The organism is Pseudomonas sp. GV105 (assembly GCF_003058185.1).
Lineage (GTDB): Bacteria > Pseudomonadota > Gammaproteobacteria > Pseudomonadales > Pseudomonadaceae > Aquipseudomonas > Aquipseudomonas veronii.
In genome coordinates, this window is the sequence record NZ_QBUF01000011.1 from 42181 (window position 1) to 62684 (window position 20504).

The window sequence follows — 20504 nt, forward strand, 5'->3', positions numbered from 1 at the left end:
GATGGCGTCCGTGCCGATGTTGCGTGCCTTCCTTGTCGTTCCTGGCAGCATCCTTGCCGCCTCCACCGAGCCTTGTTGGCCGGCTTGAGACAAAGAATATGCATGTATGCATATACAGTCAATGCACAAATGCATTTATTTTTACCAAACAAATGCACTGATGCATTGGAAGCCTTACTGGCAAAGGGTTTGATGCCTTTCTACAGACGAAAAAAAGCCCGCTGATTGGCGGGCTTCGTCTTACGCAAGAAGGTTAACGGGCGTACATGCCCCACCAGAAGACATGACCCAGGATGCTGATCTGTTCATCCTGGATGTCCTGGAAGCTGTAGTCTTCGTCCGGGTGTTCATCGCGGTTGAAACTGCGCAGGCGAATCCCGGAAGGCAGACGATAGAGCTGTTTGACCCGCAACTGACCATTGTGATTGATGGCGTACAAGTCGCCATCGACGATGTCGCCAATCGCACTCTTGCCCGCATTCACCCCCACCGTCGCGCCATCACGCAGCACCGGTAACATGCTGTTGCCGCGCACCGTCACACACTTGGCCTGGTCGAACTGCACACCGTTATGCCGCAGGCTGCGCTTGCCGAACCGCAGGCTGGCCTTCTCGCTTTCCTCGATGACGAATCTTCCTGATCCAGCAGCCAATTCAACCTCACGCAGAAAGGGGATCGACACCTCGTCGTCATTCACGGGGGTGTCGTCATCCCACAGGCTTATGTCCTTGAGTTCCGAATGCATCGGGTCGCGCCCTTCATCCCGCGAAACGCCCACCGCCGCGCGCCCGCGCAGTTGGTCGGTGCTGACGCGGAAGTACTCGGCAATGCGCGAAATGTGCTTGTCCGAGGGGTCAACGATCTTGCCGCTGAGGATCCGGGACAGCGTGGATTGAGGCACGCCGGTACGCCGGTGAAGCTCCGTGGGGGAGATCCGGTCGCGGTCCAGCAGTTCTCTTAAGACGATAGAAACGTTGCGTTTTTGCATAAAGCGGATAGTGACGACAGATTTGAAGCTTGGCAAATGCTAATTTGCATTGACCATGCATTTTTTATGCACTTACCGTGTCTTTTGAGCAGGCCTGCGAAGGGTCGACCTCGCGTGTTAACCTTGCCGCCATCGCAAAATCAGCCGGGCCAAGTGCCCCCTTTGCCACTCCTTTTAACGAATTCGCTAATTATCTGATGAGTAAAACCACTTCCGATCTGTCCTCCCACACCCCAATGATGCAGCAGTACTGGCGCCTGAAAAACCAGCACCCTGATCAGTTGATGTTCTATCGCATGGGCGATTTCTACGAGATCTTCTACGAAGACGCGAAGAAAGCCGCCAAGTTGCTGGACATCACCCTGACCGCGCGTGGGCAGTCGGCGGGGCAGTCGATTCCGATGTGTGGGATTCCTTACCATTCGTTGGAAGGCTACCTCGTCAAGCTGGTGAAGCTGGGCGAGTCGGTGGTGATCTGCGAGCAGATCGGCGACCCGGCCACCAGCAAAGGGCCGGTTGAGCGTCAGGTGGTGCGTATTATTACGCCGGGGACGGTGAGTGATGAGGCGCTGCTCGATGAGCGTCGCGATAACCTGATCGCTGCGGTGCTCGGCGACGAGCGCTTGTTCGGCCTGGCGGTACTGGATATCACCAGCGGCAACTTCAGCGTGATGGAGACCAAAGGCTGGGAGAACCTGCTGGCGGAGCTGGAGCGTATCAATCCGGTGGAGCTGATGATCCCGGATGATTGGCCAAAGGACCTGCCGGCGGAACGTCGTCGTGGGACCAAGCGTCGCGCGCCGTGGGATTTCGAGCGTGATTCGGCGCTGAAAAGTCTGTGCCAGCAGTTCGCCGTGCAGGACCTCAAGGGCTTCGGTTGCGAAACCCTGACCCTGGCCATCGGCGCCGCCGGTTGCCTGCTCAGCTACGCCAAGGAAACCCAGCGCACCGCCCTGCCGCACTTGCGCAGCCTGCGCCATGAGCGCCTGGACGATACCGTGGTGCTCGACGGCGCCAGCCGTCGCAACCTGGAGCTGGACACCAACCTGGCGGGCGGGCGCGACAACACGCTGCAATCGGTGGTCGACCGTTGCCAGACCGCCATGGGCAGCCGCTTGCTGACGCGCTGGCTGAACCGTCCGCTGCGCGACCTGACGGTGCTGCAAGCGCGGCAGACGTCGATTACCTGCCTGCTCGACGGCTATCGCTTCGAAAAGCTGCAGCCGCAGTTGAAAGAAATCGGCGATATCGAGCGCATCCTCGCGCGGATCGGCCTGCGCAACGCACGCCCGCGCGACCTGGCGCGCCTGCGCGATGCCCTCGGCGCCCTGCCGCAGTTGCAAGCGGCGATGACCGAACTGGACACGCCGCACCTGCAACAGCTGGCCGTCACCACCGGCACCTATCCGGACCTCGCGGCCCTGCTGGAAAAAGCCATTATCGACAACCCGCCGGCGATCATCCGCGACGGCGGCGTGCTCAAGACCGGTTACGACAGCGAACTGGATGAACTGCAGTCCCTGAGCGAAAACGCCGGGCAGTTCCTGATCGACCTGGAAGCCCGCGAAAAAGCCCGCACCGGCCTGGCCAACCTGAAGGTCGGCTACAACCGTGTGCATGGCTACTTCATCGAGTTGCCGAGCAAGCAGGCCGAGCAGGCGCCCATCGACTATCAACGTCGTCAAACCCTTAAAGGTGCCGAACGCTTCATCACCCCTGAGCTGAAAGCGTTCGAAGATAAAGCGCTGTCGGCCAAGAGCCGGGCCTTGGCGCGGGAAAAGATGCTGTATGAAGCATTGCTCGAAGACTTGATCAGCCGCCTCGCGCCACTGCAAGACACCGCCGCCGCCCTGGCCGAGCTGGATGTGCTGAGCAACCTTGCCGAGCGTGCGCTGAACCTTGACTTGAACTGCCCGCGGTTTGTCAGCGAACCCTGCATGCGTATCGTGCAGGGGCGCCACCCGGTGGTGGAGCAGGTATTGACCACGCCGTTTGTCGCTAACGATCTGTCGCTGGATGACGAAACCCGCATGCTGGTGATCACCGGTCCGAATATGGGCGGTAAATCCACCTACATGCGCCAGACCGCATTGATCGTGTTGCTCGCGCATATCGGCAGCTTTGTGCCAGCGGCCAGTTGCGAGCTGTCCCTGGTGGACCGCATCTTCACGCGGATCGGTTCCAGCGATGACCTCGCCGGCGGCCGCTCGACCTTTATGGTGGAGATGAGCGAAACCGCGAACATCCTGCACAACGCCACCGAGCGCAGCCTGGTGCTGATGGACGAAGTCGGTCGCGGCACCAGCACGTTCGACGGCCTGTCCCTGGCCTGGGCGGCGGCCGAGCGCCTGGCGCACCTGCGCGCCTATACGCTGTTCGCCACCCACTACTTCGAACTGACCGTGCTGCCGGAAAGCGAGCCGCTGGTGGCCAACGTGCATCTCAATGCCACCGAGCACAACGAACGTATCGTGTTCCTGCACCATGTGCTGCCAGGGCCGGCCAGCCAGAGTTACGGCCTGGCCGTGGCGCAGTTGGCCGGTGTGCCGAACGACGTGATCAGCCGCGCCCGCGAGCACCTCAGCCGCCTGGAAGCCACCGCCCTGCCCCACGACACCGTGGTCGCCAGCCCGAAGAAGAGCAACAGCAAATCCAACGCGCCACACCAGAGCGATATGTTTGCCAGCCTGCCCCATCCGGTGCTGGATGAATTGGCAAAACTTGACCTGGACGACTTGACACCGCGAAAAGCGCTGGAAATGCTCTATACACTGAAGACACAGATCTAACGCAGACGCTTGCAAGCTGATATTATCTCGCGCGGTTTGGGATGCTGCGGGCTTTTAGCCTGGCTCGCAGATTATCGCTCTCAAACCTCGCGGGCCCCACCATAAGGGGTTTCGCTGCCGCCGCCTGAGGAGAAAATTAGAAATGACCTTCGTCGTCACCGACAACTGCATCAAGTGCAAATACACCGACTGCGTAGAAGTCTGTCCGGTGGACTGCTTCTACGAAGGCCCGAATTTCCTGGTGATCCACCCGGATGAGTGCATTGACTGCGCCCTGTGTGAACCTGAATGCCCGGCCGTCGCTATTTTCTCCGAGGACGAGGTCCCGGAAGATATGCAGGAATTTATCCAGTTGAACGTCGAACTGGCGGAAATCTGGCCGAACATCACGGAGAAGAAAGAGTCGCTGCCGGATGCGGAAGAGTGGGATGGCGTAAAAGGCAAGATCAAGGATCTCGAGCGCTGACAGCGCCGCAGCCCAACAAAAAAGGCCCCTTGCGGGCCTTTTTTGCGTTCAGGGGCAGGCATTTCACTTTTCTGCAGGCGAAAAAAGGGGCGGTATGACCCGCCCACATTTTTTCCCTAGTCCCTGTATTCCTTTTTCATCATCCTGATGAATCGCATCCTGCGACGTTCCTTCAAACCATCGTTCCTTGATGGCTGTGTCAATCCGTGGACACAGGACTGATAGTAACCAGTTCCCAGGGAAGTACAACGCAACCCAACCCGTCGCCTGCCGAGCTTTCGCTCTCGCGAGCCAATAAATAATTGTTATATTTCAATTGATTAGAAATATGGCCAGACAATTCGCGACGTCCAGGAACGCAAAAAAAACCAAACACTTACGCGAGAGTAAGCAAATGCTTACACGAGCAACTGCGTAAGAGCCTGGCAAGCGATACCTGGCCGTTCGGCGGACAAGAAAAAGCCCCGACAATAGCGGGGCTTGTTTCCTGCGAATGACTCAGTCGTCGCTGACTGTAATCGTCGGCATGGCCGGTGAAGCCGCTTCTTGCAGGACAATCCGCGCGCCCACGTGACGCGCCAGTTCCTGATAAACCATGGCGATCTGGCCATCAGGCTCGGCCGCCACTGTCGGTTTGCCACCATCGGCCTGTTCGCGAATCACCATCGCCAGCGGCAGCGAGGCCAGCAGTTCGACGCCGTACTGGGTCGCCAACTTCTCGCCGCCCCCCTCACCGAACAGGTGCTCGGCATGGCCACAGTTGGAGCAGATGTGAACCGCCATGTTTTCCACGACGCCCAGCACCGGGATGTTGACCTTGCGGAACATTTCCACGCCTTTCTTCGCGTCCAGCAACGCCAGGTCCTGCGGCGTGGTCACGATCACCGCACCGGCCACCGGGACTTTTTGCGCCAGGGTCAGCTGGATGTCACCGGTGCCTGGCGGCATGTCGATCACCAGGTAGTCCAAATCGCCCCAGGCGGTCTGGGTCACCAGTTGCAGCAAAGCGCCGGAAACCATCGGCCCGCGCCACACCATCGGCGTGTTGTCGTCGGTCAGGAACGCCATGGACATCACTTCCACACCCAGCGACTCGATGGGCACGAACCACTTCTGGTCCTTGATTTTCGGGCGGGTGCCCTCGGCAATGCCGAACATCACGCCCTGGCTCGGGCCGTAGATATCCGCGTCGAGAATCCCCACGCGGGCGCCTTCGCGCGCCAGCGCCAGCGCCAGGTTGGCCGCCGTGGTGGATTTACCCACGCCGCCCTTGCCGGAGGCCACGGCCACCACATTCTTCACATTGGCCAGGCCGGGGATCTGCGCCTGGGCCTTGTGCGGCGCGATCACGCACTGAATGTCGACCTTGGCGGAACGCACGCCGTCGAGGCCTTCGATGGCCATTTGCAGCATCTGCGCCCAGCCGCTCTTGAACAGACCGGCGGCATAGCCCAGTTCCATCCGGACCGACACCTGGTCGCCCTGGATCTCGATGGCGCCGACACAACCGGCACTGACCGGATCCTGGTTCAAATAGGGGTCGGTGTACTGGCGAAGAACGGCTTCCACCGCTGCGCGATTAACGGCGCTCATGGGCTACTCCCGAAAAAGACTGACTGAAACAGGGGGCTATCCTAACCGTTCCAGCGGCTTAACGGCATGCTTTCGCAGGTTGGGAAGATGCTGAAACAGCGCCACGGGGTGAAATATATTTGCCGGCGCTTTATAGTGGCCGACCTCCGTTTCATCGAGTAGCCGAGCCCCATGTCCGAGCCACGCAAGATCCTCGTCACCAGCGCCCTGCCCTATGCCAATGGTTCCATCCATCTTGGCCATATGCTTGAGTACATCCAGACCGACATGTGGGTGCGCTTCCAGAAGCATCGCGGCAATCAATGCATCTATGTCTGCGCGGACGACGCCCACGGTTCGGCCATCATGTTGCGCGCCGAAAAAGAAGGCATTACCCCGGAACAACTGATCGCCAATGTGCAGGCTGAACACAGCGCCGACTTTGCCGAGTTCCTGGTCGACTTCGACAACTTCCATTCGACCCACGCCGACGAAAACCGCGAGCTGTCGAGCCAGATCTACCTGCGGTTGAAGGACGCCGGGCACATTGCCACGCGCTCGATCACGCAGTATTTCGACCCGGAAAAGAAAATGTTCCTGGCCGACCGCTTCATCAAGGGCACCTGCCCGAAATGCGGCACCGAGGACCAGTACGGCGACAACTGCGAAAAATGCGGTGCCACCTACGCCCCCACCGACCTGAAGAACCCCAAGTCAGCGATCTCCGGCGCCACACCGGTGCTCAAGGATTCCCAGCACTTCTTCTTCAAGCTCCCGGATTTCCAGCAGATGCTGCAAACCTGGACGCGCAGCGGCACCCTGCAGGACGCCGTCGCCAACAAGATCGCCGAATGGCTGGATGCCGGGCTGCAACAGTGGGACATTTCCCGCGATGCGCCGTACTTCGGCTTTGAGATCCCAGGCGAGCCGGGCAAGTATTTCTACGTGTGGCTGGACGCCCCGATCGGCTACATGGCCAGCTTCAAGAACCTGTGCAAGCGCACGCCGGAGCTGGACTTCGATGCGTTCTGGGGCAAGGACTCCACCGCCGAGCTGTACCATTTCATCGGCAAGGACATCGTCAACTTCCACGCCCTGTTCTGGCCGGCGATGCTCGAAGGTGCGGGCTACCGCAAGCCGACCGGCATCAACGTACACGGCTACCTGACCGTCAACGGCCAGAAGATGTCCAAGTCCCGTGGCACCTTTATCAAGGCGCGCACCTACCTGGATCACCTGTCGCCGGAATACCTGCGCTACTACTATGCGTCCAAGCTGGGCCGTGGCGTCGACGATCTTGACCTGAACCTGGAAGACTTCGTACAGAAGGTCAACTCGGACCTCGTCGGCAAAGTCGTCAACATCGCCAGCCGTTGCGCCGGTTTCATCCACAAGGGCAACGCCGGTGTGCTGGTGGCCGAGAATGCCGCGCCGGAACTGACCGACGCGTTCCTGGCCGCCGCGCCAAGCATCGCCGATGCCTATGAAGCCCGCGACTTTGCCCGCGCCATGCGCGAGATCATGGGCCTGGCCGACCGCGCCAACGCGTGGATCGCCGACAAGGCACCGTGGTCGCTGAACAAGCAGGAAGGCAAGCAGGCGGAAGTCCAGGCCATCTGCGCCACCGGCATCAACCTGTTCCGCCAGTTGGTGATCTTCCTCAAGCCGGTGCTGCCGTTGCTGGCCGCGGATGCCGAGGCGTTCCTCAACGTCGCGCCGCTGACCTGGAACGACCACGCCAGCTTGCTCAGCAACCATCAATTGAACGAGTTCAAGCCGCTGATGACCCGTATCGACCCGGTAAAAGTCCAGGCCATGAGCGACGCGTCGAAAGAAGACCTGGTCGCCAGCCCGACCGACACCGGCGAATCGAACCCGGCCGGCAACGGTGAACTGGTCAAGGACCCGTTGTCCCCGGAGATCGAGTTCGACGCCTTTGCCGCCGTCGACCTGCGGGTTGCGCTGATTCTCAAGGCCGAAGCCGTGGAAGGTGCCGACAAGCTGCTGCGCCTGACCCTCGATATCGGCGACGAGCAACGCAACGTGTTCTCCGGGATCAAGAGCGCTTATCCGGACCCGTCCAAGCTCAATGGTCGCCTGACCATGATGATCGCCAACCTCAAGCCGCGGAAAATGAAGTTCGGTATTTCCGAAGGCATGGTGATGGCGGCCGGCCCCGGCGGCGAAGAAATCTACCTGCTGAGCCCTGACAGCGGCGCCAAGCCGGGTCAACGCATCAAGTAAGCCCTGCAAAACAGCCCTGTCGTCGCGGCGACAGGGCTTTTCAGCTAGTACCCCCTTCTCGCTTGCCGGATAATCAGGCCCTGTTCGCTTAACCGGCATGCCCATGACCGATATGCTCCTCACCCTTGTCAGCGCCGCCCTGATCAACAACCTCGTGTTGCAGATGCCGTTGGCCGTCGACCCGATATTGGCCGCGCATTCACGCTCGCGGGTGCATGCATTGGGGATTGCCACCACCGTGTTGATGGCAGTGAGCGGCGTGCTGGCCTATTTGCTGGATCACTACGTGCTGCAACCGTTGGGGTTGACTGCCCTGCGGCTGTGGGTGTTTTTACCGCTGACCGCGCTGCTGATCCGCCCCGTGCTCGGCGCGCTCACGCGCCTGCGCCCTACGCTGCCGACGGAAGGGTTATGGCCGCTGCTGCTGGGCAACGCCGGGGTACTGGGCGTGGTGTTGCTGGGCATTGAAGATGATGAGGGGCTGGCGCACATGGCGGCACTGAGCGTGGGCGCCGGGCTCGGCTTCTGGCTGGTGCTGAGCCTGTTCAGCGACTTGCGCCAGCGCATCGCCGACAACGACATCCCGCTGCCCTTCCGCGGCCTGCCGGTCGAACTGATCAGCGCCGGGCTGATGGCGGTGGCTTTTCTGGGTTTCAACGCAATGATCAAAGCATGAGCCTGATTCAACGTATCGACGCGCTGCTCCCGCAAACCCAATGCGGCAAGTGCGGGCACCCGGGCTGCAAGCCCTACGCCGAAGGGATCGCCCAAGGCGAAGCCATCAATAAATGCCCGCCCGGCGGGCAGGAAACGATCGGCGCGCTCGCGCAGTTGCTGAACGTGCCGGTACTGGCACTGGATACCAGCCGCGGCGAAGCGCCACCACAGATTGCCTACATCCGTGAGGCCGAATGCATCGGCTGTACCAAATGCATCCAGGCCTGCCCGGTGGATGCAATTGTCGGCGCGGCCAAATGGATGCACACCGTGATCATCGACGAATGCACCGGCTGCGACCTGTGCGTCGCGCCCTGCCCGGTCGATTGCATCGAGATGCGCCCGCTAGTGGCGGTGCTGCCGATTGTCGGCGGCCTGGCGACCAACGACCACGAGCGCCGCGCGCGCGCCTTGAAGCGAGACCGCGCACGGCGACGCTTTGAGCAACGCAACGCGCGCCTGCAACGGGAAGAAGAACACAAACAGGCCGAACGCCTGGCCCGCACCAAGCGGGCCGCGCCGTTGGCCGCCGTGCCGATCGATGCGGCGCAGGCAGCCCAGGACGCCGCGATCAAGAAAGCCAAGATCAACGTGGCGATGAGCCGTGCGCAGTTGCATAAATCCTTGAAGGCATTCGGGCATCCGCCCACCTTTGAACAGCAGTCGCAACTGATCGTGCTGCAACAACAGTTCGAAGCCGCGGAGCAGGCATTGGCCGCTCTGGAGGTGAAGCCCGCGCCTGCAACGCCGGCCCCCGCTAACACCGCCGATCTAAAGCGCGCCAAGATCCAACTGGCAATGCGGCGCGCCGAATTGAAGAAAGCCCAGGATCGGAACGCCGACCCACAGCAACTGGCCGAGGCACACGCCAATCTCGACGCAGCACAGCGCCAGGTGGATGCCCATGTCCACGCTTGAGCCTCAACAGGCCCTGCAACGGGTGTTGCTGGCGACACTGCCGGGTGGGCTGGCAATGTTCTGGCTGTTCGGTTGGGGCGTGTTGATCAATCTGTTGCTGGCGACGGGCTGCGCACTGCTGGTCGATGCGGGCGTGCAACGCCTGCGGGGGGCGCGTGGCGGCGATCTGAGCAGCCTGGTCAGCGCGACCCTGCTCGCCCTGGCACTGCCGCCCTATTGCCCCTGGTGGCTGTGCGTGGCGGCCGTGGCCAGTGGACTGCTGCTGGGCAAGCACCTGTACGGCGGCCAGCGCAACCCCTTCAACCCGGCGATGGTTGGGTATGCGTCGATGCTGGTGGCCTTTCCGCAACTCATGACGCACTGGCCGACCACCCACGGCATGGACCTGCTGGCCGGCGCACAACAGGTATTCGGCCTGCACCGCGACGCGCCCGATGCCTGGGCCCAGGCCACGGCACTGGACGCCCTGCGACTGAACAAAAGCCTGACCATCGATGAACTGTTCGCGCGCAACCCGGCATTTGGGCATGTCGGCGGCAAGGGCAGCGAGTGGGTGAACCTGGCGTTTCTGGCCGGCGGGCTGTGGCTGTTGCGCCAGCGGGTATTCAGTTGGCACGCGCCCTTGGGCATGTTGGGTAGCCTGTTTGTGATCAGCCTGCTGTGCTGGAATGGCTCGGGCTCTGACTCTCACGGCTCGCCGCTGTTTCATCTGCTGACGGGCGCCACGCTTCTCGGCGCATTTTTTATCGTCACCGAGCCGGTCTCCGGCCCAAAAAGCCCCAGGGCCCGGCTGCTGTTCGGGGCGGGCGTTGGCCTGTTGACGTATCTGATTCGCACGTGGGGCGGTTACCCGGACGGTGTAGCCTTTGCGGTGCTGCTGATGAACCTGGCCGTGCCGGCGCTGGAACGCCTGGTGGCCGCGAAACAGCCGGCGGTCAGCCTATGAAGTCGCACAGAGGCGTACTGCTGGCGTTGCTGATCGCTATCGGCGGCGGCACGCTGATCCTGACCCTTCAGCACCTGACTGCCGATCACGCCGCGCGCCAGGCCCTGGCCCTGAAGCGCCAGGCATTGCTCGACCTGCTACCCGCCGACCGTTATGACAATCAGCCGCTGGAGCAACCGCTGCCGATCGCTGCGCAGCCGCTGGAGGAGAGCCAACTGCTGGGTGGCTATCGGGTCAGCCTGTCGGGCCAACCCAGCGCGGTGCTGCTGCGGTTGAGCACCAGCGGCTATGCCGGCCCGATCGAACTGCTGATCGCCATTGACCGCGACGGCAAGCTGCTGGGCATCAAGACCCTGGCGCAATCGGAAACCCCAAGCCTGGGCGGGCTTATCAGCCAGCCCGGCAACCCTTGGCTGGCTTCATTCAAGGGGCGTTCACGCACGGACATGCAAGACTCGACCGTCGATCAAATAGCCGGTGCCACCCTCACCTCTCGAGCGGTGATCAGCGCCACCCATGACGCTTTGCGCTATTTCGACGAGCACCGCTCATCCCTGCTGGAGCCCGACGCCCATGACTAGAGCCGTTGGCCTGGCCAATGCAGCGCTGCTCGCACCGTTGCTCGGGGTGACTGACACCCTGCCCAAAGCCCTGAGTTTCCTGGCGTTGTCGGCGCTGACCGTGACGCTCTACGGCCTGGTCATGCGCGCGGTACGCTCGCGCCTGAGCGCGTCCCTGCGGCTGGGTGCCAGCTTGATGGTCGCCGCGACACTGGTCAGTTGTGTGCAGCTACTGTTGCAGGCATTTGCGCTGCCGCTGTATCAGCAGTTGGGCATCTACCTTGCGCTGATCAGCGTGCAATGCGTCGTCCTGGAACACCATGGTTTCTTTGAGGCGGGCCAGCGCAAGGCGCAGCTACGGTTGGTCGGCCTGTTCGCCGCGCTCATGCTCGTCATGGGGTTGTTACGCGCCAGTGCCGCCACCACATTGATGCCGGCCGGGTTTATCCTGCTTGGGTTATTGCTCGCAGGGTTGCAAGCCTGGGCCCATTTTTCACAATCACGCTGACCGCCAGCAAGGAATCGCCTGCCCCATGAACGCCGCAAAACGCCTGGAAATTTTCCGCAGGCTCCACGAAGACAATCCGGAACCCAAAACCGAACTGGCCTACTCCACGCCGTTTGAGTTGCTGATTGCGGTGATTCTCTCGGCCCAATCCACAGACGTCGGCGTCAACAAGGCCACGGCCAAACTGTATCCCGTGGCGAACACGCCGGCAGCGATCCATGCCTTGGGCGTGGAAGGTTTATCCGAATACATCAAGACCATCGGCTTGTACAACAGCAAGGCGAAAAATGTCATCGAGACCTGCCGCCTGCTGGTGGAGCGGCATGGCGGCGAAGTGCCGCAAACCCGCGAAGCGTTGGAGGCTTTGCCAGGCGTGGGCCGCAAAACTGCAAACGTTGTGCTCAATACGGCGTTCCGGCAACTTACCATGGCCGTGGACACTCACATTTTCCGGGTGAGCAACCGCACCGGCATTGCCCGCGGCAAGAATGTGGTGGAAGTGGAAAAACAACTGATGAAGTTTGTCCCCAAGCCGTATCTGCTCGATTCGCACCACTGGCTGATCCTTCACGGGCGCTACGTTTGCCAGGCCCGCAAGCCGCGCTGCGGCAGCTGTCGCATCGAAGACCTGTGCGAATACAAGGACAAGACGTCGGACGATTGAGGGATCATAGGTTTTTTCGATCTATCGATTGAAAAAATCTTTTTTACCCGCTCATGGAATATCGTTATAAGGAGCGCCAACGGCAGTCTTAGCCCGGAGTTAACGTTATGAGCACTGGCAAAGAACAACTGGAAGTGGACGATGACCTTGTCGAGTCGGATGACGATGGGCAGGAAGCACCTGTAGAGGTGGCCAAGACCAATCTAAGCAAACGCCGCACCATCGACAACCTTCTGGAAGAGCGACGCTTGCAAAAACAGCTGGCCGATTACGATTTCGACCTCTGATCAGCCGAGAACGGCCGGAAGCCTCCCTCACGGAGGCTTTTTTATGCCGATTCGCCTGGCTATCCAGCCATGGGGTGGCGCCCTCCTCTAGACCAGGCCATTGCGTTGAGCCAACTCGATCAGATCGACCAGTGAGCGGGCATTGAGCTTGAGCAGCAAGCGTGTCTTATAGGTGCTGACGGTTTTGTTGCTGAGGAACATACCGTCAGCGATCTCCTTGTTGGTTTTGCCGCGCGCCAGTTGCTGCAACACCATCATCTCGCGTCCCGAAAGGCGCTCGACCATGTCGGCCTCGCTGGCGTTGCCCATGGTGGAACGCACCGAATTCAGCGCCTGGTTGGGAAAGTAGCTGTAGCCGGACAGCACCGCCTTGATGGCACTCAGCAATTCCGTCAGGTCCTGCTGCTTGCACACGTACCCGGCCGCCCCCGCCTGCATGCAGCGCATGGAGAAATGGCCCGGCGCCTGGGAAGTCAGGACCAGCACCTTGAACGGTGTGGCCTGTTTGGTGGACGACAGCCGGCAGATAACTTCCAGGCCATCGAGTTTGGGAATTCCAATATCCAGTATGACAATGTCCGGCATATGTTCCCGTGCAAGTTGCAACGCATCGACACCGTTATCGGTCTCGGCAACGACCTCATAACCATGACGCTCCATTAGCATGCGCACAGCAAGACGAATGACGGGATGATCATCCACGATCAGCACTTTATTCATGAGAAAGTCCAATTTCGCTGTTCGAATTATTCAGAGCAAGCACAATAGCCTAGTCGTTTCCTAGTTGGCATAGCGTTCCACCCCAAGCAACAGCAAGCAGAGACCCAACCCACAACGAGATAGGAATTAACCTACAAAAAAACACCAACTCAGATGTTTCGAGTTTTATGGAGCCTTTCAGACCTTTCCGGGCTCGCACATATTTTGAGAGAAATATCCGGTGAATAGGGGGGCAACCGTAAACGCAGCGCACACCCGTTTCAGGAAATGCCCCTTGCATGTCGCGACCGCATGGGCCGACAGGTAAAAAAAGCCTGATGATTTCAGTTCCATTCAACATATTTATTTACACCATAAATTTCCTACAGAACTTTCCGCGACTTACATCTACGCCGCACTTTGGTGAGTGAATTTTCTGTAAGACATAGTTCCTACTCAGGTGTAAATAATTCATTCCTCGGCGGGCCAGGCATCAAACTTTCTGAAACGACGAACCTCGATAGACTTTAAACAAACCTAAACAACTTTAAACATCAGGATCGCCGCGCCTTTTTTACAGGCAAAAAAAAATGGCCCCTGAACAAGGGGCCACTTTTCATTTCGACGGGAACACTCAGAACAACTTGCGACCCTTGTTGGCCGCAATACGCATGCGCAGTGCATTCAACTTGATGAAGCCTGCTGCGTCCGCCTGGTTGTAGGCGCCGCCATCTTCTTCGAAGGTGGCGATGTTGGCGTCGAACAGCGACTCATCGGACTTGCGACCGGTGACGATCACGTTGCCCTTGTACAGCTTCAGGCGCACAACGCCGTTCACGTGAGCCTGGGAAGCGTCGATCATCTGTTGCAGCATCAGACGCTCAGGGCTCCACCAGTAGCCGGTGTAGATCAGGCTGGCGTACTTGGGCATCAGCTCGTCTTTGAGGTGAGCCACTTCGCGGTCCAGGGTGATCGACTCGATCGCGCGGTGGGCGCGCAGCATGATGGTGCCGCCTGGGGTTTCGTAGCAGCCACGGGATTTCATGCCCACGTAACGGTTCTCGACGATGTCGAGACGGCCGATACCGTGTTCGCCGCCGATACGGTTCAGGGTCGCCAGTACGGTGGCCGGGGTCATCTCGACGCCGTCCAGCGCGACGATGTCGCCGTTGCGGTAGGTCAGTTCCAGGTACTGCGGCTTGTCGGGAGCGTTCTCCGGGGAGACGGTCCAACGCCACATGTCTTCTTCATGCTCAGTCCAGGTGTCTTCCAGCACGCCGCCTTCATAGGAGATGTGCAGCAGGTTGGCGTCCATCGAGTACGGGGACTTCTTCTTGCCGTGACGCTCGATCGGGATGCCATGCTTTTCAGCGTAATCCATCAGCTTTTCACGGGACAGCAAGTCCCATTCACGCCAAGGGGCAATCACTTTCACGCCCGGCTTGAGGGCATAGGCGCCCAGTTCGAAACGCACCTGGTCGTTGCCTTTGCCGGTGGCGCCATGGGAAATGGCGTCAGCGCCGGTTTCATTGGCGATTTCGATCAGGCGCTTGGCGATCAGCGGACGTGCGATGGAGGTACCCAGCAGGTACTCGCCTTCGTAGACGGTGTTGGCGCGAAACATCGGGAAAACGAAATCGCGGACGAACTCTTCGCGCAGGTCGTCAATGTAGATCTCTTTGACGCCCATGGCTTGCGCCTTGGCGCGTGCAGGTTCGACCTCTTCGCCCTGACCCAGGTCAGCGGTGAAGGTCACCACTTCACAGTTATAAGTATCCTGCAGCCACTTGAGGATCACCGAAGTGTCCAGGCCGCCGGAATACGCGAGAACGACCTTGTTTACGTCGGCCATGCCATCACTCCACGGGGTTTTACGGAAAGGCAACGATTCTACCGATCAAAACCGCGAAATTACAGGGGCGCGACAGCAAATGAAGATAAAGCGACAGATTATGTCGAGCGGGCGACCAATGGTCGCACCTTATGACGTAGCGGCGGGGTTGCTCGGGCCCTTGGCTTGCACCGCCGGTTTCTCGGGGGCGGCCACGCGTTCGAGCTGGATATTGACGCGCCGATTGCGCGCGCGGTTGGCGGCATTGGTATTGGGCGCCAAGGGGTAGCTTTCGCCGTGGAAACGCATGGTGATCTGCGATTCCGGCACGCCGTTGGCCTTGAAGTAGTCCATCACCGCCAATGCGCGACGGCGCGAGACATCGCGATTGGTCAGGCGATTGCCGCTGTTGTCGGAGTGACCGTTCAATTCGATATGGTTGACCGTCGGATCGGCCTTCATGAATTCGACGATCACCGCCAGCTTGCGCTTGGCCGCTGCGTCCAGCTCGATACCGCCACCGGGGAAGCCGACTTCGGTCTGCTTGACCTGATCGTAATTCATCGGCAGCAGCTTGGCGGTACACAGTTGATAGTCGTTGTAGGCTTTGTTGAATTTCACCGGCAACAGACGAATTTCCGAATAGCCGCCTTCACGCCCGTAATGCCGCACGGTCGGGCTGCGCCCCTCGAGCAGGCCATTGAACAGGCGCCCGGCCTGGGCCTGGGAACTGTTGAACAAGACATCGCCACTGCCGGCACGCACGGCGCCGAGGTTGATATCGCCGCGGCCCGGTTGCCATGGCGCAGCCGCCGCCAGCAGGGTCGCCGATCCTGCGCCGAGCAAGCCGTTAAAGGCTTTCAGACGGAATGTCGCCTGCTCGCCGGCCCGGCGCACGAACTCACCCGAGCCGAAATCGGTGATCGGCTGGGTCAAGCGGCACTCGAATTTGTCGCCCTCCACCTTCCACTCAATATTCTCCAGACGTGTCTGGAACGTGAGGGCCATCGCAGGCAGGCTGGCGAACACACTGAGCAGGGCTAGATAATGCTGGCGCACGGGAGGCTCCACTGGTTTCTACAACACTTCAAAGCGTCATACATCGTTAAGGCATACCAAAGGCTATCGGATGCATCCTGCAAAACTTGATAGCGAGTGCCTGCAAGAGTCTTTTCCGGTAGCATTCCCACCAGATTGACCCGCCTGGAATCCCCAATGTCCGACCGCCTGACCCTGCTGCGTCCCGACGACTGGCATATTCATCTTCGCGATGGTGCTGCGTTGCCCCACACCGTGGCCGATGTTGCGCGCACGTTTGGCCGCGCCATCATCATGCCTAACCTGGTACCTCCGGTGCGTAATGCCGCGCAGGCCGACGCCTATCGCCAGCGCATCCTCGCTGTACGGCCGGCCGGCAGCCGCTTCGAACCGTTGATGGTGCTCTACCTGACCGACCGCACCCAGCCCGACGAAATCCGCGAGGCCAAGGCCAGCGGTTTCGTACACGCCGCCAAGCTGTATCCGGCGGGCGCGACCACCAACTCCGACTCCGGCGTGACCAGCATCGACAAGATCCTGCCGGCGATCGAAGCGATGGCCGAAGTCGGCATGCCGCTGTTGATCCACGGTGAAGTCACCCGCGGCGATGTCGACGTGTTCGATCGCGAGAAGATCTTCATCGACGAGCATATGCGCCGGGTGGTCGAGCTGTTTCCGACCCTCAAGGTGGTGTTCGAACACATCACCACGGCCGATGCGGTGCAGTTCGTCACCGAGGCCTCGGCCAACGTTGGCGCGACCATCACCGCCCATCACCTGCTCTACAACCGCAACCACATGCTGGTGGGCGGGATTCGGCCGCACTTCTATTGCCTGCCGATTCTCAAGCGCAACACCCATCAGGTGGCCCTGCTGGACGCTGCGACCAGCGGCAACCCGAAGTTCTTCCTCGGCACCGACTCGGCGCCCCACGCCCAGCATGCCAAGGAAGCGGCCTGCGGTTGTGCCGGTTGCTACACCGCCTATGCGGCGATCGAGCTGTACGCCGAAGCGTTCGACCAACGCAACGCCCTGGACAAACTCGAAGGCTTCGCCAGCCTCAACGGCCCGCGTTTCTACGGGCTGCCGGCGAATACCGACCGCATCACCCTGGTCCGTGAAGACTGGACTGCCCCCGTCAGCCTGCCGTTTGGCGAGCTGACTGTTATCCCGCTGCGCGCCGGTGAAACACTGCGCTGGCGCCTGCTGGAGGAAAGCAAGTGAGTGAAGACCATTACGATGACGAACACGAGCACAGCGGTGGCGGTTCCCGTCACCCGATGGCCGAGCGGTTTCGCGGCTATCTGCCGGTCGTCATCGACGTAGAAACCGGTGGCTTCAACTGCGCCACCGACGCGCTGCTGGAAATCGCCGCGACCACCATCGGCATGGACGAACAGGGTTTTGTGTTCGCAGAACACACCCACTTCTTCCGCGTCGAGCCGTTCGAAGGCGCCAATATCGAAGCCGCGGCCCTGGAATTCACCGGGATCAAGCTCGATCACCCACTGCGCATGGCGGTGAGTGAAGAAGCAGCACTGACCGATATCTTCCGTGGCGTGCGCAAGGCGTTGAAGGCCAATGGCTGCAAACGCGCGATCCTGGTGGGGCACAACAGCAGCTTCGACCTGGGCTTCCTGAATGCCGCCGTGGCGCGGCTGGACATGAAGCGCAACCCGTTCCACCCGTTCTCCAGCTTCGACACCGCTACGCTCGCCGGCCTGGCTTATGGCCAGACCGTATTGGCCAAAGCCTGCCAGGCCGCCGGTATCGACTTTGACGGTCGCGAAGCCCACTCGGCGCGCTATGACACCGAAAAGACCGCCGAGCTGTTCTGCGGCATCGTCAACCGTTGGAAACAGATGGGCGGCTGGGAAGACTTCAACGACTGAAGTGGAATCCCGCACATAAAAAAACCGGCCTTCTCAGGCCGGTTTTTTTTACCGCAAACGTGGCTTACAGCTTGCCGGCGTTCTCGGTCAGGTAGGCTGCAACGCCTTCTGGCGAAGCGTTCATGCCTTTGTCGCCTTTTTTCCAGTTGGCAGGGCAGACTTCGCCGTGCTCTTCGTGGAATTGCAGCGCGTCGACCAGACGGATCAGCTCTTCCATGTTACGGCCCAGCGGCAGGTCGTTGATGATCTGCGAGCGCACAACGCCCTTGTCATCGATCAGGAACGCGCCACGGAACGCCACGCCGCCTTCGGACTCAACGTCGTAGGCCTTGGCGATGTCGTGCTTCATGTCGGCAGCCATGGTGTATTTGACTTTGCCGATGCCGCCATCGTTGATGGCAGTGTTGCGCCAGGCGTTGTGGGTGAAATGGGAGTCGATGGAAACCGCGACCACTTCAACGTTACGCGCCTTGAAATCGTCCATGCGGTGGTCCAGAGCGATCAGCTCCGAAGGGCAGACGAAAGTGAAGTCCAGCGGGTAGAAGAACACCAGGCCGTATTTGCCTTTGATGGCTTCAGACAGCTTGAAGCTGTCAACGATTTCGCCAGTGCCGAGAACGGCAGGTACGTCGAAATCCGGGGCTTGTTTGCCGACGAGTACGCTCATTGGATATCTCCTGATGCAGGGGTGACGATTGAAGTAAAAGGACCGGCCTCGAGTCTGCCGCGCATAAGCGACAAGCCTGTGACGCAGTCACGCTTCGTGAAGACCGACCATCATACACTGAAAAAACCGTTCGTCAGCGCACAGGCAAAGTCGCGGCCCAGCACGGCAAAACTACTTTGACAATCATTCTCGTTAACATTAAGATCCATCGCACTTAAGCCTTAAACCCGCGATGGTTCTCCCTTATGTATGTCTGCCTCTGCACTGGCGTCACCGACGGACAAATCCGCGAAGCAATCTACGAAGGTTGCTGCAGCTACAAGGAAGTGCGTGAAACGACCGGCGTTGCCAGCCAATGTGGCAAATGTGCTTGCCTCGCCAAGCAAGTGGTACGGGAAACCCTGACGCAGCTGCAAACAGCTCAGGTCGCGCTGCCCTATTCAGCAGAATTTACACACGCCTGAATCAACGTATTTTAAAGAGCCGGACTTAGTGTCCGGCTTTTTTATGCCCGAAATTCAATTAGTTAGGGCCAAGACGCGGAACATAAACATTCTTATTCAGATTAATTTTCATTTATTATTCAATAACTTAGGTTTGACACTCAGGGGCTCGCCACGCAGACTCCTGCTTATATACCGCGAATAAAGGGCAGGACCCCAATCATGAAAGGCGACATCTCAGTCATCCAGCAACTCAACAAAATCCTTGGCAATGAACTGGTCGCGATCAATCAGTACTTTCTGCATGCGCGCATGTATGACGATTGGGGCCTGGAAAAGCTGGGCAAGCGTGAGTACAAGGAATCGATCAAAGCCATGAAGGACGCCGATGCCCTGATCAAGCGCATCCTGTTCCTGGAAGGCCTGCCGAACGTACAGGACCTGGGCAAGCTGAACATCGGCGAGCACACCCACGAAATGATCAGCAGCGACCTGGGCTTCGAACGCAAGAGCCACAGCGAGCTCAAGGCCGCCATCGCTCACTGCGAAGTGACCAAGGACTTCGGCAGCCGCGAACTGCTGGAAGATATCCTGGAAGACCAGGAAGAACATATCGACTGGCTGGAAACCCAACTGGGCCTGATCGACAAGGTCAGCCTGGAGAACTACCTGCAATCGCAGATGGGTGAATAACCCTTATTCACGGTAGGCGCGAGTTTGCTCGCGAAAAACTCAAGGGCACCGCATTCCATCAGGGGGCCCGCGTTATCGTTGACGTTCTTCGCGAGCAAGCTCGCTCCTACAGATGAAGCACAAAAAAGCCCCGCTCTCGTATGAGAAGCGGGGCTTTTTGTTGCAGGCCAATCAAGCTTCAGTCTGGGCTGCCGCTTTTGCCGCTGCGTCTTTGACCAACGTCTGCAACTCACCGTTCTCGAACATTTCACTGATGATGTCGCTGCCGCCGACCAGCTCACCGGCTACCCACAGTTGCGGGAAAGTCGGCCAGTTAGCGTACTTGGGCAGGTTCGCGCGAATTTCCGGGTTTTGCAGGATATCCACATAAGCGAATTTCTCGCCACATTTCATGATGGCTTGGGACGCTTTCGCGGAGAAGCCGCACTGCGGGGCATTGGGAGAGCCCTTCATGTAAAGCAGAATGGTGTTGTTGGCAATCTGCTCTTTGATCGTTTCGATGATATCCATGGAACACCTCGGCTGGAACTTTGCGACTCACAGGTCGGCACGGTGGCGCATTGTAACGCAAAATCCCAGCGT

Annotated in this window: 20 protein-coding genes and 1 pseudogene; 14 read left to right on the plus strand and 7 right to left on the minus strand. The window is 59.7% G+C overall.

Annotation, left to right across the window (positions count from 1 at the left end; genetic code table 11):
* Nucleotides 1–253 precede the first annotated feature (253 nt).
* Complete coding sequence (locus C8K66_RS21225; protein ID WP_026139757.1) at nt 254–988, minus strand: XRE family transcriptional regulator; 735 nt, start codon at nt 986–988, stop codon at nt 254–256.
* A gap of 197 nt (nt 989–1185) precedes the next feature.
* On the opposite strand from C8K66_RS21225, the gene mutS reads away from it, so the two are divergent.
* Nucleotides 1186–3777, plus strand: a complete 2592-nt coding sequence (gene mutS, locus C8K66_RS21230) for a DNA mismatch repair protein MutS (RefSeq protein ID WP_057005817.1) — start codon at nt 1186–1188, stop codon at nt 3775–3777.
* Nucleotides 3778–3919: 142 nt separating this feature from the next.
* Nucleotides 3920–4243: a ferredoxin FdxA gene (gene fdxA / locus C8K66_RS21235; RefSeq protein ID WP_003222178.1), complete on the plus strand. Its 324-nt coding sequence runs from the start codon at nt 3920–3922 to the stop codon at nt 4241–4243.
* Nucleotides 4244–4741: 498 nt separating this feature from the next.
* Here the strand turns inward: fdxA and apbC are convergent, their stop codons facing one another.
* The gene (gene apbC, locus C8K66_RS21240) at nt 4742–5836 is read right to left on the minus strand and encodes an iron-sulfur cluster carrier protein ApbC (protein ID WP_108525858.1); all 1095 of its coding nucleotides are present in this window, start codon (nt 5834–5836) and stop codon (nt 4742–4744) included.
* Between the two features lie 171 nt (nt 5837–6007).
* On the opposite strand from apbC, the gene metG reads away from it, so the two are divergent.
* The 8 genes and pseudogenes from metG to C8K66_RS21280 all read left to right on the plus strand — a co-directional run bounded on the left by metG (nt 6008) and on the right by C8K66_RS21280 (nt 12659).
* Nucleotides 6008–8059 (plus strand): methionine--tRNA ligase, encoded by a 2052-nt coding sequence (gene metG, locus C8K66_RS21245; RefSeq protein WP_108525860.1) that lies wholly within the window; start codon nt 6008–6010, stop codon nt 8057–8059.
* A gap of 103 nt (nt 8060–8162) precedes the next feature.
* Entirely contained in the window at nt 8163–8735 is a 573-nt protein-coding gene (locus C8K66_RS21250; protein WP_046485771.1) for an Rnf-Nqr domain containing protein, read from the plus strand.
* A 17-nt stretch (nt 8736–8752) separates the two neighbouring features.
* Nucleotides 8753–9124 (plus strand): annotated as a pseudogene (gene rsxB / locus C8K66_RS31725) (electron transport complex subunit RsxB); the annotation flags it as partial.
* Between the two features lie 556 nt (nt 9125–9680).
* Nucleotides 9681–10640: an RnfABCDGE type electron transport complex subunit D gene (locus C8K66_RS21260; protein WP_108525864.1), complete on the plus strand. Its 960-nt coding sequence runs from the start codon at nt 9681–9683 to the stop codon at nt 10638–10640.
* Nucleotides 10637–11221, plus strand: a complete 585-nt coding sequence (locus C8K66_RS21265) for an RnfABCDGE type electron transport complex subunit G (protein WP_108525866.1) — start codon at nt 10637–10639, stop codon at nt 11219–11221. Before C8K66_RS21260 ends, C8K66_RS21265 begins: the two co-directional genes overlap by 4 nt.
* On the plus strand, nt 11214–11708 hold the full coding sequence (locus tag C8K66_RS21270; RefSeq protein WP_017844630.1) for an Rnf-Nqr domain containing protein: 495 nt from the start codon (nt 11214–11216) through the stop codon (nt 11706–11708). The genes C8K66_RS21265 and C8K66_RS21270 overlap by 8 nt, the downstream gene beginning before the upstream one ends.
* A gap of 25 nt (nt 11709–11733) precedes the next feature.
* The gene (nth, locus tag C8K66_RS21275) at nt 11734–12372 is read left to right on the plus strand and encodes an endonuclease III (protein ID WP_046384541.1); all 639 of its coding nucleotides are present in this window, start codon (nt 11734–11736) and stop codon (nt 12370–12372) included.
* A 107-nt stretch (nt 12373–12479) separates the two neighbouring features.
* On the plus strand, nt 12480–12659 hold the full coding sequence (locus tag C8K66_RS21280; protein ID WP_017844628.1) for a PA3496 family putative envelope integrity protein: 180 nt from the start codon (nt 12480–12482) through the stop codon (nt 12657–12659).
* An 87-nt stretch (nt 12660–12746) separates the two neighbouring features.
* Here C8K66_RS21280 and C8K66_RS21285 read toward each other — a convergent pair whose 3' ends face one another.
* From C8K66_RS21285 to C8K66_RS21295, 3 genes are all read right to left on the minus strand, one after another.
* The gene (locus C8K66_RS21285) at nt 12747–13379 is read right to left on the minus strand and encodes a response regulator transcription factor (protein ID WP_017844627.1); all 633 of its coding nucleotides are present in this window, start codon (nt 13377–13379) and stop codon (nt 12747–12749) included.
* A 613-nt stretch (nt 13380–13992) separates the two neighbouring features.
* A complete protein-coding gene (locus C8K66_RS21290; protein ID WP_017844626.1) occupies nt 13993–15210 on the minus strand; it encodes an argininosuccinate synthase in 1218 nt (405 codons plus the stop codon).
* Between the two features lie 129 nt (nt 15211–15339).
* A complete protein-coding gene (locus C8K66_RS21295) occupies nt 15340–16248 on the minus strand; it encodes an OmpA family protein (protein WP_057005827.1) in 909 nt (302 codons plus the stop codon).
* Between the two features lie 156 nt (nt 16249–16404).
* Between C8K66_RS21295 and pyrC the strand changes: the two genes are divergently transcribed.
* Together pyrC and rnt are read left to right on the plus strand one after the other, a co-directional pair.
* The gene (gene pyrC, locus C8K66_RS21300; RefSeq protein ID WP_017844624.1) at nt 16405–17451 is read left to right on the plus strand and encodes a dihydroorotase; all 1047 of its coding nucleotides are present in this window, start codon (nt 16405–16407) and stop codon (nt 17449–17451) included.
* Complete coding sequence (gene rnt, locus C8K66_RS21305; RefSeq protein ID WP_017844623.1) at nt 17448–18119, plus strand: ribonuclease T; 672 nt, start codon at nt 17448–17450, stop codon at nt 18117–18119. Before pyrC ends, rnt begins: the two co-directional genes overlap by 4 nt.
* Nucleotides 18120–18183: 64 nt before the next feature.
* Here the strand turns inward: rnt and C8K66_RS21310 are convergent, their stop codons facing one another.
* A complete protein-coding gene (locus C8K66_RS21310) occupies nt 18184–18786 on the minus strand; it encodes a peroxiredoxin (protein ID WP_017844622.1) in 603 nt (200 codons plus the stop codon).
* A 245-nt stretch (nt 18787–19031) separates the two neighbouring features.
* Between C8K66_RS21310 and C8K66_RS21315 the strand changes: the two genes are divergently transcribed.
* On the plus strand, nt 19032–19250 hold the full coding sequence (locus C8K66_RS21315) for a bacterioferritin-associated ferredoxin (RefSeq protein WP_026139755.1): 219 nt from the start codon (nt 19032–19034) through the stop codon (nt 19248–19250).
* A 201-nt stretch (nt 19251–19451) separates the two neighbouring features.
* A complete protein-coding gene (bfr, locus tag C8K66_RS21320; protein WP_017844621.1) occupies nt 19452–19922 on the plus strand; it encodes a bacterioferritin in 471 nt (156 codons plus the stop codon).
* A gap of 171 nt (nt 19923–20093) precedes the next feature.
* Here the strand turns inward: bfr and grxD are convergent, their stop codons facing one another.
* Nucleotides 20094–20432: a Grx4 family monothiol glutaredoxin gene (grxD, locus tag C8K66_RS21325; RefSeq protein WP_046384543.1), complete on the minus strand. Its 339-nt coding sequence runs from the start codon at nt 20430–20432 to the stop codon at nt 20094–20096.
* Between the last annotated feature and the right edge of the window lie 72 nt (nt 20433–20504).

What these genes read in the sequence shown, in the direction of transcription:
- C8K66_RS21225 (WP_026139757.1), bottom strand. Translation starts at nt 988, where the DNA reads ATGCAAAAACGCAACGTTTCTATCGTCTTAAGAGAACTGCTGGACCGC.
- mutS (WP_057005817.1), top strand. Translation starts at nt 1,186, where the DNA reads ATGAGTAAAACCACTTCCGATCTGTCCTCCCACACCCCAATGATGCAG.
- fdxA (WP_003222178.1), top strand. Translation starts at nt 3,920, where the DNA reads ATGACCTTCGTCGTCACCGACAACTGCATCAAGTGCAAATACACCGAC.
- apbC (WP_108525858.1), bottom strand. Translation starts at nt 5,836, where the DNA reads ATGAGCGCCGTTAATCGCGCAGCGGTGGAAGCCGTTCTTCGCCAGTAC.
- metG (WP_108525860.1), top strand. Translation starts at nt 6,008, where the DNA reads ATGTCCGAGCCACGCAAGATCCTCGTCACCAGCGCCCTGCCCTATGCC.
- C8K66_RS21250 (WP_046485771.1), top strand. Translation starts at nt 8,163, where the DNA reads ATGACCGATATGCTCCTCACCCTTGTCAGCGCCGCCCTGATCAACAAC.
- C8K66_RS21260 (WP_108525864.1), top strand. Translation starts at nt 9,681, where the DNA reads ATGTCCACGCTTGAGCCTCAACAGGCCCTGCAACGGGTGTTGCTGGCG.
- C8K66_RS21265 (WP_108525866.1), top strand. Translation starts at nt 10,637, where the DNA reads ATGAAGTCGCACAGAGGCGTACTGCTGGCGTTGCTGATCGCTATCGGC.
- C8K66_RS21270 (WP_017844630.1), top strand. Translation starts at nt 11,214, where the DNA reads ATGACTAGAGCCGTTGGCCTGGCCAATGCAGCGCTGCTCGCACCGTTG.
- nth (WP_046384541.1), top strand. Translation starts at nt 11,734, where the DNA reads ATGAACGCCGCAAAACGCCTGGAAATTTTCCGCAGGCTCCACGAAGAC.
- C8K66_RS21280 (WP_017844628.1), top strand. Translation starts at nt 12,480, where the DNA reads ATGAGCACTGGCAAAGAACAACTGGAAGTGGACGATGACCTTGTCGAG.
- C8K66_RS21285 (WP_017844627.1), bottom strand. Translation starts at nt 13,379, where the DNA reads ATGAATAAAGTGCTGATCGTGGATGATCATCCCGTCATTCGTCTTGCT.
- C8K66_RS21290 (WP_017844626.1), bottom strand. Translation starts at nt 15,210, where the DNA reads ATGGCCGACGTAAACAAGGTCGTTCTCGCGTATTCCGGCGGCCTGGAC.
- pyrC (WP_017844624.1), top strand. Translation starts at nt 16,405, where the DNA reads ATGTCCGACCGCCTGACCCTGCTGCGTCCCGACGACTGGCATATTCAT.
- C8K66_RS21310 (WP_017844622.1), bottom strand. Translation starts at nt 18,786, where the DNA reads ATGAGCGTACTCGTCGGCAAACAAGCCCCGGATTTCGACGTACCTGCC.
- C8K66_RS21315 (WP_026139755.1), top strand. Translation starts at nt 19,032, where the DNA reads ATGTATGTCTGCCTCTGCACTGGCGTCACCGACGGACAAATCCGCGAA.
- bfr (WP_017844621.1), top strand. Translation starts at nt 19,452, where the DNA reads ATGAAAGGCGACATCTCAGTCATCCAGCAACTCAACAAAATCCTTGGC.
- grxD (WP_046384543.1), bottom strand. Translation starts at nt 20,432, where the DNA reads ATGGATATCATCGAAACGATCAAAGAGCAGATTGCCAACAACACCATT.